Raw genomic sequence first — 14,190 nt, 5'->3', positions numbered from 1 at the left:
TTTAGAGATTTACGGCGATCTGCATTCCCGAGAAACTAACCGAGAACGAAAGCATGCCTACGAAGACGCGAGACCTGACCGCAATGGTGCAGGGCGGTGCAAGGCCAAGAGGCTGATGGCGCAGATCGGCGATCTCGAGCGGCTTGACGATACCGGAGAGTTGAGGCCATTGCTGACGGCGTGATGATTCAATCAACAACAAGACAAACATCAAGGAAGTGCCCATGCGCGGGGTTATGCGAAGCACCTTTCTGGCCGCTTGCGCGGCCGTTCTGTTTTCCGGCGCGGCTCTAGCGCAGGATTATCCCTCCCGTCCCGTCAAGATCATCGTGCCGTTCCCGGCCGGCGGGTCCAATGACATCATCGCCCGGATCGTCGCGCAGAAGCTGACCGAGCGGAACGGCCAGACCTTCCTGGTGGAGAACCGCGGCGGCGCCGGCGGCAATATCGGCGCGGAGACGGTCGCGAGCGCCGAGGCCGATGGCTACACCTTGCTGCTGACCGCGCCGCCGCCGCTGACCATCAACGGCTCCCTCTACAAGAAGCTGCCGTTCGATCCGGCCAAGGCCTTTGCGCCGGTGGCGCTGATCGCCTCGGTGCCGATCGTGCTGGTCGTCAATCCGTCAGTGCAGGCCAAGAACGTGGGCGAGTTGATCGCGCTGGCCAAGGCCAAGCCGGGCTCGCTGAATTTCGGCTCATCCGGCATCGGTTCGACCAATCATCTCGCCGGCGAGCTGCTCAAGAGCATGGCCGGCGTGGATATCGTCCACGTGCCCTATCGCGGCGCGGCGCCGGCAATGAACGACCTGCTTGCGGGACAGATCCCGTTCATGTTCGACAACATGCCCGCGGTGCTGCCGCAGGTTCAGGGCAAGGCCATCAACGCGATCGCGGTCGCCAGCGCGAAGCGCGCCGACGCCTTGCCCGACGTGCCGACGGTCGCGGAAACCATCCCCGGCTTCGAGGCCTCGTCCTGGTTCGGATTGGTGGCACCAGCGAAGACGCCCCAGCCGGCACTTGCGAAGCTCAGCAGCGAGCTTGAGGTCATCCTGAAGATGCCTGATGTGAAGAAGCGGCTTGCCGAGCTTGGTGCCGAGCCCGGCACGGTGGTCGGCGACGCCTTCGGGCAATTCATGCTCGACGAAACCACGAAGTGGGGCAAGCTCGTCAAGGCCTCCGGCGCCACCGTGGATTAGGGCCTGCGTCATGGATCTCAATCTGGGCGGCAAGGTTGCCGTCGTCACCGGCGGCAGCATCGGCATCGGCCGGGCCATTGCTGCCGAGCTCGCGCGCGAGCAGGCGCATGTCGTCGTCGTCGCGCGCGATGCCGAGCGACTGGCTGCGGCAGCCGCGGAGATGTCGCGGGACACCGGCCGGCGCGTGATCGCCTGTGCCGGCGACATGACCAAGCCCGACGACATCGCCCGCGCCATGGCGACCGCGCGCGAGGCCTTCGGTCGCATCGACATCCTCGTCAACAACGCCGGGGCGTCGCCGATGGGCCGGATCGCGGAGACGCCGGACGCGACCTGGGCCAAGTCGATCGAGCTGAAGCTGCTCGGCTACATGCGCTGCGCGCGCAACGTGCTGCCGGACATGCGCGACCGGCGCTGGGGCCGCGTGATCAACATCATCGGCCGCAGCGGGCATCAGCCGCGCGCGGCCTACATGGCGGGCGGCGCGGTCAACGCGGCGCTGCTGAACTTCACGCTGGCGCTGGCCGAGGAATGCGCGCCGGACAACGTGCTGGTGACCGGCGTCAATCCGGGCCCCGTGCAGACCGACCGCTGGGACAGTCTCATCTCCCAGGGCGCGGCGATCGCGGGGCAGGATCAGGGCGCGACCAATGCCGCAGCCATCGCCTCGGTTCCGCTCGGCCGCGTCGGGCAACCGCACGAGGTATCCGGCATCGTCGCGTTCCTCTGTTCAGACCGCGCATCCTTCATTACTGGTACCTGCATCAATGTCGATGGCGGTGGAACGAGGTGTATCTGATGGCTAGCGGACTGCGGAAGATCGGTGTCAGCGACGAATGCGAACTTGCGGTTCGCATCGACGATTATCTGTTGCCCTGGGACACCAAGCCGCCGGTCGTGATGCTGCACGGCCTCGCCGAAAGCGGCGAGGCGTTTCGGCGCTGGGTGCCGTATTTCGCCACGCATCATCTGGTGGTGCGCCCCGATTTGCGCGGCTATGGCGATTCGACCCCGATGCAGGGCGACTACGTCTATCGTTTTGCCGGTCTCGGCGATGACATCATCCGCATGCTGGATGCGCTGAAGCTCGACCGGGTCTTCCTGGTCGGTGGCAAGATTGGCGGAACGCTGGCGATGTACCTCACGGCCAAGCACCCGGATCGCGTGATCGCTGTCGCCGCGGTCGGCGCGCCGGCCTCGCTAACCTCGTTCAACGAGCGGGCACCGACCTGGCGCAAGCAGATCCGTGAGCAGGGCGTCGAGCCCTGGGTGCGCGAGACCACGGCCGGGCGGCTCGGCTCGTCGCTGCCGCCGGCGGCGCTGGACTGGTGGATCGAGCTGATGTCGAAGACCAAGGCCTCGACGCTGGAAGCGTTTCTGCAAATGGTGCCGACGGTGGACGTCACCGGCGAACTGCCGTCGATCAAACGTCCGACGCTGGTCATCACCACCACCGGCTCGGGGCTCGGCAGCGTCGATTCCGTCAAGGCGTGGCAGGAGACGATCCCGGGCTCGAAGATCGAAGTGCTCCCTGGCGATTCCTATCACGTCGCCGCGACGGACCCGGACGTCTGCGCGCAGAAGGTCCGCGCGTTCTTCGATCGCGTCGCGACTTAAGACGTACAGGGCGGGTCATTGGCCCGCCCGTCGTTTGGCTCTATGACTACCGTTCGACAAGAAACGGTAAATATCAGGAGTGAAGCCATGACTAAGACCACGCGGCGCAGCGTGCTCGCGGCCGCAGCCGCGATGACCGCGGCGGGCCTCAATGAGGTGACGCCGGCTGCGGCCCAGGCCGCACCGAAGCCGATCTTCCCGGTGCCGATGGTTTCAATCCCGATCGTCGGCGAGACCCAGGTGTTCCAGGTTCGCCGCATCTACTGCATCGGGCGCAACTACGCCGCGCACGCGATCGAGCGCGGCTCGGACCCGAGCCGCGAGCCGCCGTTCTTCTTCCAGAAGCCGACAGATGCGATCCAGAACGTCGCGGTCGGCGAGGTCGCCGATCATCCCTATCCGTCGCTGACCAAGAACTACCATCACGAGGTCGAACTGGTCGCCGCACTGAAATCCGGCGGCACCAATATCCCCGCCGACAAGGCGCTCGACCACGTCTACGGCTACGCGCTCGGCCTCGACATGACCCGGCGGGATCTCCAGAACGGCATGGCCGCGGAGAAGAAGCCGTGGGAGATCGGCAAGAGTTTTGACCACGCCGCAGTGCTCGGCCCGATCCATCCCGCCAGCAAGACCGGCCATTTCGACAAGGGCGCCATCTCGCTGGCGGTCAACGGCACCGTCAGGCAGAACTCGGATCTCAGCAAGATGATCTGGAGCGTCGCCGAGCAGATCGCAAAGCTGTCGGAAGCGTTCGAGCTGAAGGCCGGCGACATCATCTATTCCGGAACGCCGGAAAATGTCGGCCCGGTGGTGAAGGGCGACGTACTGCTCTGCAAGCTCGAGGGCCTGCCGGACATGTCGATCAAGATCGTGTAATCTACGCTGCCGCCTTCGGCCGCAGCCGATCGACCGTCCGGGCGATCAGCGCCGCTACCTCCGCCACCTTCGGCCCGATCCGGAATTCCGGCCCTGCGACGACGACCGAGAGCCTGCGATCTCCGATCGGCAGCGGGATCGCTGCACCGGCGAGGTCGCGGCTGTAGTCGGCAAAGCTCTGGCAGTAACCGCGCGCGATCGAGTTGCGCAGCTCGGTCTCGACCGCCTCGATGCTGATCGGCGTCGAGGGGCCGTACTGCTTGAATTCGATCTTGCGATAGACGGAGTCGCGTTCTTCCGGCGAATATTGCAGCAGCAGCGCGCGGCCGCTCGCGGTGGCGTGGATCGGCACGCGGTGGCCGACGGTGGCGAAATAGCGGATCGCGGCCTGGGACTCGACGACGTCGATGAACACCGCCATCACGCCGGCCGGCGCCACGATCGACGCGGTCTCGCCGGTTTCCGCCGAGAGGTCGGCGACCAGCGTGTGCGTCCATGGCGGCAGCGGTTCGACCTCGGAGATCATCCGGGCCATCGCCAGCCACCGCGGCGTCGGATAGAATCCGGCGCGCGGCCGCGGCTCGTAGAGATAGCCCTTCTCCGACAGCGTCGCGAGCAGGTTGAAGGTCGACGAGCGCGGCCAGCCGAAATGCTCGGCGATCTCGGCAAGCGTCGCCGGCTTCTTCGTTTGCGCGAAGAATTCCATGATCTCCAGGACATTGGCGGCTTGGCGAACGATCATGGTGGGAGGTGTCCCGATCTAGTTCTGGCCGAGGATCTTCTTCGCGGCGCGAAGATGCGGCTTGTCGATCATCTGGCCGTCGAGCCGCAGCGTGCCGGAGTTCGGATTGCTCGCGAACGCGGCGATTACCTTCTCCGCCCATGTACGTTCGGATTCGGTCGGCGCGAACGCCGCGTTGACGACGTCGACATGTTTTGGATGGATCAGCGCCTTCGCCGAAAACCCGTCGCGCCGCGCCGCGCGCGTCTCTTGCTCGAGCCCTGTGAGGTTGTCGATGTCGGTATAGACCGTGTCGATCGGCGCGACCTCGGCTGCGGCCGCCGCCATCAGGCAGAGATCGCGCGCGAGGCGATAGGGGCTGTGGAACACGCCGGCCGAGGCTTTCTCGGTGGCGCCGAGCGAAGCCGAGAGATCCTCCGCGCCCCACATCAGGCCGGCGAGGCGAGGGAGCAGCCCTTGTAGCTGCCAAGGCCGAAGATCGAGCTGGCGGTCTCCGTCGCGACGCAGACGATACGCGTCGTGCCGACCGTGATGCCGGCCGCAGCTTCCAGGGCTTCGAGCCAGGTTGCGATCTGGCGCACATCGTCGCCGCCTTGCGACTTCGGCAGCACGATGCCGTCGGGCTTGCCCGACATCACCGCGGCGAGATCGGTCAGCGTCATACCGGTGTCGAGCGCGTTGACGCGGACATAGAGCTGGTGGGGCTTGCTGCGGCCCTTCAGCATCGCCAGCGTCAGCCCGCGCGCCGCCGGCTTCTTCTCGGTGACGACGGAATCCTCGAGATCGATGATCAGCGCGTCGGCGTTTCCTTCGCTCGCCTTCTCGAATTTGCGCGGGAATCCCCCGGCACGAACAGCATCGAACGCATCAGACCGGCCTCTTGTGCATCATCGCCATGCGGCGGCATTTGCCGACGATCTCGTCGTTCTGGTTCAAGGCGTGGTGTTCGAACTCGACGATGCCCGCCTTCGGGCGCGATTTGGATTCCCTCAACGAAAGCACCTTCGTCGTCGCCCGCAAGGTGTCGCCATGGAAGACCGGTTTCGGAAAAGTCACGTCGGTCATGCCGAGATTGGCGACGGTGGTTCCCATGGTGGTATCATAGACCGTCATGCCGATCATGATGCCGAGGGTGTAAAGGCTGTTGAAAATACGCTGGCCGAACTCGGTCTTTTCGGAGAAATGCGCGTCGATATGCAGCGGCTGCGGGTTGAGCGTCAGCAGGCTGAACATGGTGTTGTCCATCTCCGTGACGGTCCGGGTCAGCGGATGCCTGAACTCCTGGCCCACGGAAAAGTCCTCGAAATAAAGTCCGGCCATCGCGGTTTCCTCCCTGTGTTCTGCGATTTTGGCCCGCGCTGCCGTTAGGGCGGTGCGGCCAGGTGAACTGCCTTTTGCTCTGCGAGATGTTCGATCTCCTCCAGAGAGAAGCCGGCCTCGCGCAAGATGTCGCGGCCGTGCTGGCCGAGCGTGGGCGCTGGGCCGGCCGGTTCCGGCTGGGTCACGCTCCAGGTCGAGGGCACGCGCATCTGGCGGATGCGGCCCTCCACGGGGTGATCCACCGTCCTGAAGAAGTCGATCGCCTTGAGGTGCGGGTCCTCGAGGATCGTCTCCAGCGTGTGCATCGGCATCACGGGAATATCGGCGCGCTCCAGCAGTTCGCGCCATTCCGCGGTGGTGCGCGTCGCGAAGATCTGGCCGATCTCCTCGTAGATTTCGTCGATATGCCTGGTGCGCGCGGCGTGGTTGGCAAAGCGCGGCTGCTGCAGGAACTCCGGCCGCTCGATCGCCTCGAAGAAGCTGCGCCAGTGCTTGTCGTTGTAGATGAGGACGCAGAGATAGCCGTCGCTTGTTTTGTAGGGTTTTCGATAGCGCGAGAGCAGGCGGGCGTAGCCGCCATGGTCGAGCGGCGGGTCGTAGGTGAGGCCGCCGAGATGATCGACCAGCACGAACTCCGTCATCGATTCGAACATCGGCACGTCGATGCGCTGTCCGATGCCGGTGCGTTGCTGGTGCATCAGCCCGCCCATGATCGCGTTGACCATCATCAGGCCGACGATGCGGTCGGCGATGGTGACGGGCACGTAGCGCGGCGTACCGTCGCCGGCGGCCGCGAGCAGCGTGGGGATGCCGGCCGCGCCCTGGATCAGATCGTCGTAAGCGGGCTTTGCGGCATAGGGGCCGGACTGGCCGTAGCCGAAGGCGCCGACATAGACGAGTGCGGGATTGACCGAGCGAAGCGTCTCGTAGTCGAGGCCGAGCCGGGCCATCGCCTGCGGGCGCACATTGTAGACGAGCGCGTTGGCACGCTTGGCCAGCCTCAGCAGCGCGTCGCGCCCCTCCGGCTTCTTGAGATCGAGCACGATGCTGCGCTTGCCGCGGTTGGCATTGTGGAACATCCCGCCCATGCCGGGCGTGCGGCCGGGACCGATCTGACGAACGATGTCGCCCTCGGGACTCTCCACCTTGATGATTTCGGCGCCCATGTCCGCCAGCACCTGAGTGCCGTAAGGGCCCATCAGTACCGAGGTCAGGTCGAGAATGGTGAAGCCGGCGAGCGGTCCCATGACGCCTCGTGAAAGGAATTCATATACGTGGAGTTAGAATTCATAAAAGCTGAGTGTCAATTCGATCAATGGGCGCTACGACGCATAGCTCCATGCATCGTCCATATACTTGACATGTAAATTCACATATATGTACATTTTCATCAAGCAAGAATTGGAGTGAGGGCCGGACGGTGATGCAGCGCTTCGCTGCCGCCTTCGGCATGGGGACGCGTCAAGGAGAATGAAATGAAAAAGCACCTGATCTGGGCCGCCGCAGCGCTCGCTCTTTCGCTGCCGGTCTCGACGCTTCCGGCGCAGGCGCTGGAGCTGAAGGTCGCCGATAGCTTCCCCGCCGGTCATTATCTCGTCCGCCTGATGCTCAAGCCGTGGATGGACGACGTCACCAAACGTACCAATGGCGCTGTGACCTTCACCTATTATCCGAACCAGCAGATCGGCAAGGCGGCCGACATGTTGCGGCTGACGCAGTCTGGCGTGGTCGACATCGGCTACATCGGGCCGTCCTATGTCTCCGACAAGATGCCGCTGTCGGAAGTCGCGCAATTGCCGGGCGCATTCGCGACCAGCTGCCAGGGCACGCTCGCTTACTGGAAGACCGCGCGCGAAGGCATCCTGGCCAAGCAGGAATACGCGCCGAACAAGATCAAGCTGCTGATGGCGGTGGTGCTGCCGCCCTACCAGGTGTGGACCGTCAAGTCGAAGGTCGAGACCATCAAGGACATGCAGGGCTTGAAGCTGCGCACCACCGGCGGTGCACAGGATTTGACGTTACGCGCGCTCAACGCGGTGCCGGTGCGCATGGCCGCGCCCGATGCCTATGAGTCGCTGTCGCGCGGCACGATGGACGGCCTGCTGTTCCCGCTGGACAGCGTCGTGTCCTATGGCCTCGACAAGCTGGTCAAGCACGCCACCGAAGGCGTCAGCTTCGGCAGCTTCATCGTCGCCTATTCCATCAACCAATCAGTGTGGGACAAACTGCCCGACGATGTAAAGAAGGCGATGAACGAAGCCTCGGAAGCGATCACGCCGAAGACTTGCGCCGACGTCGACAAGGAGGGCGAAGTCACCAAGAAACATCTCCAGGACCAGGGCGTCAGCTTCGATCCGCTGCCGGATGCCACGCGCGCCGAGATGAAGGACAAGCTGAAGGGCGTCGGTCAGGAATGGGCGGCCGGTCTCGACAGCCGCGGCAAGCAGGCATCCGCCGCGCTGAAGGAGTTCGAAGGCCTGCTCGCCGCCGGCGGTGCCAAGTAACTCGCCAATAACTCGATCCGGCAAGGGGGCGCCAGAAGTGATCAAGCGGGCAACAGATGTTCTCGGCGTGCTGGAACGCGCGCTCACGGTGATCGCGGCGATCTCTCTGTTCGCGATCATGGCACTGGTGGTGGCCGACGTCTTCATGCGCTACGTCCTCAATAGTCCGCTCTCGTTCACCTACGACCTGATCGGCCTCTATCTGATGGCCGGCGTGTTCTTCCTGACCCTGTCGGATACGTTGCGTGTGCATGCGCATGTCGGCGTCGACATCCTGCTGTCGCGCGCGCCGCCGGCCGGGCGGCGTCTGTCGGAAATCATAACCGCGCTCACGGGGCTGTTCGTCTTCATCCTGATCTCCAAGGTCGGGTTCGAGCGCGCGTTGGAGAACTATGAGCAACACGACGTGCTCGCCGGCGCTATTCCGTGGCCAACCTGGATTTCCGCGGCGCTGGTCCCGTTCGGCTGCTGCGTGCTGGTGTTGCGGTTGGCGCTGCAACTCGTGGGCAATGTGCTCAGCCTCGCCTCCGGCCGTGATCTGTTTCCGTTGCCGCCTTTGACCGACGAAGCCCGCAGTTTCGAATAGAGCAGCCTGAAATGACACTGATTCTCGTACTCGGCCTGCTCTTTCTGCTCCTCGCGATCGGGACGCCGGTCGGCTTCGCCATGGGCTTCGCCGGCTCGGTCGGCCTCCTGATGGTCGGCGGCACGGGAACGCTGTTCGGCATTCTCCAGACCGCACCGCTCTCGACGGTTTCGTCCTATGAGCTGATCACGATCCCGATGTTCCTGCTGATGGCGGAGCTTGTCCTGTTGTCCGGCGTCGCCGACGATATGTTCAAGACGGCGTCGGCCTGGATCGGCCGTGTTCCCGGCGGCCTCGGCATGGCGACCGCTCTGGCGGGCGCCGGCTTCGGGGCGATTTGCGGGACCTCTACGGCATCTGCGGCGACGCTGTCGTCGACGAGCCTTCCCGCCATGATCAAGCAGGGCTATGAGCCGAAGATGGCCGCCGGCGTCGTCGCCATCTCGGGCACGCTCGCCATGCTGATTCCGCCAAGCGTGGCGCTGGTGATTTTCGGTCTGCTTGCGGAAGTCAACATCGGGCAATTGCTGATCGGCGGCATTCTTCCCGCGGTGCTCGTGACCGCGACCATCATGGCGACGATCTCCTTCTTGGTCTGGCAGGATCCTTCGCGGGCGCCGCGCGTCGAGCCGGTATCCTGGCGCGAGAAATTCACGCTGCTGCGGCAGGTCGGCCCGATGGTGCTGCTGTTCTCGCTCGTCACCGGCACCATCTATCTCGGCATTGCGACGCCGACAGAAGCCTCGGCGCTCGGCGCCGCCGGAGCGCTGCTGCTGGCGATCGCCAAGCGCAGGGTGACCCCGCCGACGCTCTATCGTGCGTTGCTGAGCGCTTGCCACGGCACCTGCATGATCGCGACGATCCTCGTCGGCGCCTCGATCTTCGGTTATTTCTTCACGCTCACGCATGTCACGCAGGATCTCGTTGCCTGGGTCGGCGGCCTGCCGACCTCGCGCTGGGTCATCATCGCTCTGATCCTTTTCGGCTATATCGTGCTCGGCTCGTTCATGGACCAGATCGCCATCCTGGTGCTGACCGTGCCGGTCGTGCTGCCGCTGATCAAGACGCTCGGCTTCGACCCGATCTGGTTCGGCGTCATCAAGATCGTCACCGCCGAGGTCGGCATGATCACGCCGCCGGTCGGGCTGAACTGCTTCATCGTCGCCCGCTATGCCAAGCGGCCGGTCTCCGAAGTGTTCCACGGCACCTTCCCGCACTTCGTCGCCCACCTCATCGCGATCGCGATCCTGGTGGCGTTTCCCTCGATCATTCTCTGGCTGCCCTCGCAGATGGGGCGCTAGGATCGGAGCTCTCGCGGCTCCCAATAAGGAGATCAAGAACATGGATTTCGCGCTCACCGATCAGCAGGAAGCCATTCGCGACGCCATCGCCAAAGTCTGCGAGGACTTTCCTGACGCCTATTGGCTCAAGAAGGACCATGACGGCGGCTTCCCGCACGACTTCCACAAGGCCATGGCAGATGCCGGCTGGCTCGGCATCTGCGTGCCGGAGGAATATGGCGGCTCCGGCCTCGGCATCACGGAGGCCGCCATCATGATGCGCACCATCGCGGAATCCGGTGCCGGCATGTCCGGCGCCTCCGCGGTGCACATCAACGTGTTTGGACTCAATCCCGTCGTGGTGTTCGGCTCCGAGGAGCAGCGCAAGCGCATGCTTCCGCCGATGGTCGAGGGCCGCGAGAAGGCGTGCTTCGCCGTCACCGAACCCAATACCGGCCTCAACACTACGCAGCTCAAGACCCGCGCGGTCGCCAAGAACGACCGCTACATCGTCAACGGCCAGAAGGTGTGGATCTCCACGGCGCAGGTTGCGCACAAGATCCTGCTGCTGGCGCGCACCACGCCGCTGGAGGAGGTGCGCTCGCCGACGCACGGTCTCAGCCTGTTCTATACGGATTTCGACCGCAAGAAGATCAAGGTCCACGAGATCGAGAAGATGGGCCGCAAGATCGTCGATTCCAACGAGCTGTTCTTCGAAGACTTCGAGATCCCGATGGAGGATCGCATCGGCGAAGAGGGCAAGGGTTTTCAGTACATCCTCGAGGGCATGAATCCCGAGCGGATTCTGATCGCGGCGGAAGCAGTCGGTCTCGGCAAGGTCGCGCTGTCGCGCGCAAGTGAATACGCCAAGACCCGAATCGTGTTCAACCGTCCGATCGGCAAGAACCAGGGCATCCAGCATCCGCTTGCGGTGAACTGGGTCGAGCTGGAAGCCGCCTGGCTGATGGTGATGTCGGCGGCCTGGCAGTATGACAAGGGCATGCCGTGCGGGGCCGCAGCCAACGCCGCAAAATATCTCGCGGGCGAAGCCGGCTACCAGGCTTGCGAGCAGTCGGTGATGACTCATGGCGGCTTCGGCTATGCCAAGGAGTTTCACGTCGAACGTTATTTGCGTGAAAGCCTGATCCCGCGCATCGCGCCGGTCAGCCCGCAGCTCGCGCTCAGCTTCATCGCGGAAAAGGTGCTTGGACTGGCGAAGTCGTACTAGGCGTCGCGCGTGGACCATTTGGCAGGATCGCCATGAACCTCGCTCACCATCTCCTGCGCGCCGCCAAGGCGGATGCGTCCGCGCCGGCGCTGTTCAAGGGGCTGACGCCGGTTGCAGATTACGGCCGGCTCGCCACGATGGTGGCCTCGCTGGCCGCGTCGTTGCAGCAGCGCTTTGGTTTGACCAAGGGCGACCGCGTCGCCTTGCTGATGAAGAACGTGCCCGATTACGTCGCCTGCCTCTATGCCTGCTGGCACGCCGGGCTGGTGGCCGTTCCCATCAACGCGAAGCTGCATCCACGCGAGGTTGCGTTCATTCTCGACAATGCTGGTGCGGCACTCGTCTTCGTGACCGAGGACATGGCGAGCGCTGCGTCGGAAGCGTTGTCGATCGCGGCGGTCAAGCCGCGCATCGTTGAAATCGGCTCAGCCGAGCATCGCCGGCTGGAAAAGACCGAAGCCATCGCCATCGCCGATGTCGGGATCACCGATCCCGCCTGGATCTTCTATACCAGCGGCACCACTGGCCGGCCCAAGGGGGCAGTGCTGAGCCATCGCAATCTGCTTGCGATGTCGCTGAACTATCTCGCCGAGATCAATCCGGTCGTCCCGGGAGAGGCGCTGTTGCATGCCGCGCCGATGTCGCACGGTTCCGGCCTCTACATGGTGCCGCATGTGCTCGGCATGGGCGCACAGATTATTCCCGAGAGTGGTCGCTTCGAACCCGACGAGATCCTGGAACTGACGGCGAGGCAAAACGGTATCTCGTTCTTCGCCGCGCCGACCATGGTGCGGCGCTTGACCGTCGCTGCGGAAGCGATGGGCGAGAGCGCGCCGGGGCTCAAGACCATCATCTATGGCGGCGGCCCGATGTATGTCGCCGATTGCAAGGCCGCGCTGGCCGTGTTCGGACCAAAGCTCGTGCAGATCTACGGTCAGGGCGAGACGCCGATGACCATCACATACCTGCCGAAGAGCATGCATGTCGATGCCGGACATCCGCGGTACGAGGAGCGCCTTGCTTCTGTCGGCATCGCGCAGAGCGTCGTGCAGGTGCGATCCGTGGACGAAGCGGGGCGGGACGTTGCACCCGACGAGATCGGCGAGATCATCGTGCGCGGCGATACCGTGATGTCCGGCTATTGGCAGAACCCGGATGCGACCGCGAGCACGCTGCGCGACGGCTGGCTCTACACCGGCGACATGGGCGCGTTCGATGCGAACGGGTTCCTGACGCTGAAGGATCGCTCCAAGGACGTCATCATCTCCGGCGGCACCAACATCTATCCGCGGGAGGTCGAGGAGGTACTGCTCCGGCATGACGCCGTCGCCGAAGTCTCGGTGATCGGGCGGCCGCATCCGGACTGGGGTGAGGAGGTCGTGGCGATCGTCGTCCCCGTCGCGGGCCGGGCAGTCACGCACGACGAGCTCGACCAGATGTGCAACGCCTGGATCGCCCGCTTCAAGCGGCCGAAGCACTACTACCTCGCGAGCGAACTGCCGAAGAACAGCTATGGCAAGATCGTGAAGACGGAGCTGCGCACGATGCTCGGTGAATCTTCCGCGTGCCTCGCGCTGTTGGATTGAGGCGGCGATGTCGGAGGAGGCGCCGATCGACTTCTCTGGCCTGATTCGGGAGGGCGATCTCGTCGTGTGCGGGCAGGCGACGGCGGAGCCCGTCACGCTGACCGAAGCTCTGATGGCGCAGGCAGCACGGCTTGCATCCTTTCGCATGATGGTCGGCCCGGTATTCTCGGAGACGTTTTCGGCCACGAGCGCGGCGAACGTCTCGTTTCTCAGCTACGGCGTGATCGGTCATGCGCGACGGCTTGCGAAAGCGGGTCGGCTCGAAATGATCCCGAGCAACTACAGCGCCTTCTGTGCCGACTTCGCCGCGGGCCGCCACAAGGCGGATGTCGTCCTCGTGCAGCTTGCGGAAGCCGGGGGACGGCTCAGCGCCAGTCTCTCCAACGACTATGTCATCGATGCCGCGCGCGGCGCGCGCCTCGTCGTCGCCGAGATCAATCCGGATGCGCCCTTTACGTTCGGTGCGGAATGGCCCGAGGACGTGCCGGTCCATGTGTGCGTGTCGGCCCGCCGTCGGCCGGTCGAATTGGCATCGCCGCCGCTCGACGATGTCTCGCGGCGCATCGCCGCGCATGCTGCGGGTCTGATCGCGGATGGCAGCACACTCCAGTTCGGCGTAGGGCGCATTCCTGAGGCGATCCTCTCCTCGCTGTCCCATGTCCGCAATCTGGGCATCCATTCCGGCCTGATCAACGACGCTGTCGTCGAGCTGATCGAGCGCGGCGCGGTGACGAATACGGAGAAGGAGATCGATGCTGGGATCACCATCACCAACCAGGTGATCGGCACGCAGCGGCTTTACCGCTTCGTGCACGAGAACAAGGCTGTGGCGGTGCGGCCGTCATCCTACACGCACGGCCAGGGCGTGCTGGCGCGGGTCAACCGGCTGGTCGCGATCAACTCGGCGCTTCAGGTCGGACTCGACGGCAGCGTGAATTCCGAGACGCTGAATGGCGTGACCATCGGGGCGATCGGCGGGCAGCTGGATTTCGTACGCGGCGCCAATGCATCGCGCGGAGGCCGGGCGATCATCGCGCTGCCGGCAACGGCGTCCGATGGCACCGGCCGGATCGTCTCGCATGTCGAGACCGTAACGACGCCGCGTGCCGATGTCGATGTCATCGTGACAGAATGGGGCATTGCCGAGCTGCGCGGCTGCGGTCTTGCCGAGCGAGCGCGCCGCATGATCGCGATCGCCGCGCCCGAGCATCGCGATGCTCTGTCGGCGCAGCTGAGACGCTCTGCGCGATAA

At 64.4% G+C, this 14,190-nt stretch carries 14 protein-coding genes and 1 pseudogene; 10 read left to right on the top strand and 5 right to left on the bottom strand.

What is annotated here, in order from left to right:
* Position 1: 1 nt before the first annotated feature.
* Positions 2–214 carry a hypothetical protein gene (locus ACQ86E_RS07660; RefSeq protein ID WP_431204898.1) on the bottom strand — a complete coding sequence of 71 codons (213 nt, stop codon included), beginning with the start codon at positions 212–214 and terminating at the stop codon, positions 2–4.
* A 10-nt stretch (positions 215–224) separates the two neighbouring features.
* Here ACQ86E_RS07660 and ACQ86E_RS07655 point away from each other — a divergent pair, with 10 nt between their 5' ends.
* From ACQ86E_RS07655 to ACQ86E_RS07640, 4 genes are all read left to right on the top strand, one after another.
* The gene (locus ACQ86E_RS07655; protein WP_431204897.1) at positions 225–1,196 is read left to right on the top strand and encodes a Bug family tripartite tricarboxylate transporter substrate binding protein; all 972 of its coding nucleotides are present in this window, start codon (positions 225–227) and stop codon (positions 1,194–1,196) included.
* 10 nt (positions 1,197–1,206) lie between these two features.
* Positions 1,207–1,995 carry an SDR family NAD(P)-dependent oxidoreductase gene (locus tag ACQ86E_RS07650; RefSeq protein ID WP_431204896.1) on the top strand — a complete coding sequence of 263 codons (789 nt, stop codon included), beginning with the start codon at positions 1,207–1,209 and terminating at the stop codon, positions 1,993–1,995.
* A complete protein-coding gene (locus tag ACQ86E_RS07645; protein WP_431204895.1) occupies positions 1,995–2,813 on the top strand; it encodes an alpha/beta fold hydrolase in 819 nt (272 codons plus the stop codon). Before ACQ86E_RS07650 ends, ACQ86E_RS07645 begins: the two co-directional genes overlap by 1 nt.
* A gap of 87 nt (positions 2,814–2,900) precedes the next feature.
* On the top strand, positions 2,901–3,692 hold the full coding sequence (locus tag ACQ86E_RS07640) for a fumarylacetoacetate hydrolase family protein (protein WP_431204894.1): 792 nt from the start codon (positions 2,901–2,903) through the stop codon (positions 3,690–3,692).
* A 1-nt stretch (position 3,693) separates the two neighbouring features.
* Here ACQ86E_RS07640 and ACQ86E_RS07635 read toward each other — a convergent pair whose 3' ends face one another.
* From ACQ86E_RS07635 to ACQ86E_RS07620, 4 genes and pseudogenes are all read right to left on the bottom strand, one after another.
* The gene (locus ACQ86E_RS07635) at positions 3,694–4,434 is read right to left on the bottom strand and encodes an IclR family transcriptional regulator (RefSeq protein ID WP_431204893.1); all 741 of its coding nucleotides are present in this window, start codon (positions 4,432–4,434) and stop codon (positions 3,694–3,696) included.
* 18 nt (positions 4,435–4,452) lie between these two features.
* Positions 4,453–5,302: pseudogene (locus ACQ86E_RS07630) on the bottom strand (HpcH/HpaI aldolase/citrate lyase family protein).
* Positions 5,302–5,781, bottom strand: a complete 480-nt coding sequence (locus ACQ86E_RS07625) for a MaoC family dehydratase (RefSeq protein ID WP_431206420.1) — start codon at positions 5,779–5,781, stop codon at positions 5,302–5,304. Before ACQ86E_RS07625 ends, ACQ86E_RS07630 begins: the two are co-directional and overlap by 1 nt.
* Positions 5,782–5,798: 17 nt before the next feature.
* Positions 5,799–7,001 (bottom strand): CaiB/BaiF CoA transferase family protein, encoded by a 1,203-nt coding sequence (locus ACQ86E_RS07620; RefSeq protein WP_431204892.1) that lies wholly within the window; start codon positions 6,999–7,001, stop codon positions 5,799–5,801.
* Between the two features lie 228 nt (positions 7,002–7,229).
* Here ACQ86E_RS07620 and dctP point away from each other — a divergent pair, with 228 nt between their 5' ends.
* The 6 genes from dctP to ACQ86E_RS07590 are packed head-to-tail and all read left to right on the top strand — an operon-like array spanning position 7,230 to position 14,190.
* Positions 7,230–8,258 (top strand): TRAP transporter substrate-binding protein DctP, encoded by a 1,029-nt coding sequence (gene dctP / locus ACQ86E_RS07615; RefSeq protein ID WP_431204891.1) that lies wholly within the window; start codon positions 7,230–7,232, stop codon positions 8,256–8,258.
* A 37-nt stretch (positions 8,259–8,295) separates the two neighbouring features.
* Positions 8,296–8,844 (top strand): TRAP transporter small permease, encoded by a 549-nt coding sequence (locus ACQ86E_RS07610; protein WP_431204890.1) that lies wholly within the window; start codon positions 8,296–8,298, stop codon positions 8,842–8,844.
* Between the two features lie 11 nt (positions 8,845–8,855).
* Positions 8,856–10,145 (top strand): TRAP transporter large permease, encoded by a 1,290-nt coding sequence (locus ACQ86E_RS07605; protein WP_431204889.1) that lies wholly within the window; start codon positions 8,856–8,858, stop codon positions 10,143–10,145.
* Between the two features lie 40 nt (positions 10,146–10,185).
* Positions 10,186–11,352, top strand: a complete 1,167-nt coding sequence (locus tag ACQ86E_RS07600; RefSeq protein ID WP_431204888.1) for an acyl-CoA dehydrogenase family protein — start codon at positions 10,186–10,188, stop codon at positions 11,350–11,352.
* A gap of 32 nt (positions 11,353–11,384) precedes the next feature.
* Positions 11,385–12,938, top strand: coding sequence for a class I adenylate-forming enzyme family protein (locus ACQ86E_RS07595; RefSeq protein ID WP_431204887.1), 1,554 nt, complete (start codon positions 11,385–11,387; stop codon positions 12,936–12,938).
* 7 nt (positions 12,939–12,945) lie between these two features.
* On the top strand, positions 12,946–14,190 hold the full coding sequence (locus ACQ86E_RS07590) for an acetyl-CoA hydrolase/transferase family protein (RefSeq protein ID WP_431204886.1): 1,245 nt from the start codon (positions 12,946–12,948) through the stop codon (positions 14,188–14,190).

This window comes from Bradyrhizobium betae (assembly GCF_050632175.1).
In the GTDB taxonomy this organism is placed as follows: Bacteria; Pseudomonadota; Alphaproteobacteria; order Rhizobiales; family Xanthobacteraceae; genus Bradyrhizobium; species Bradyrhizobium betae_B.
Note: the sequence above shows the minus strand (reverse complement) of the source record. Positions and strands in the feature narration are given on the sequence as shown.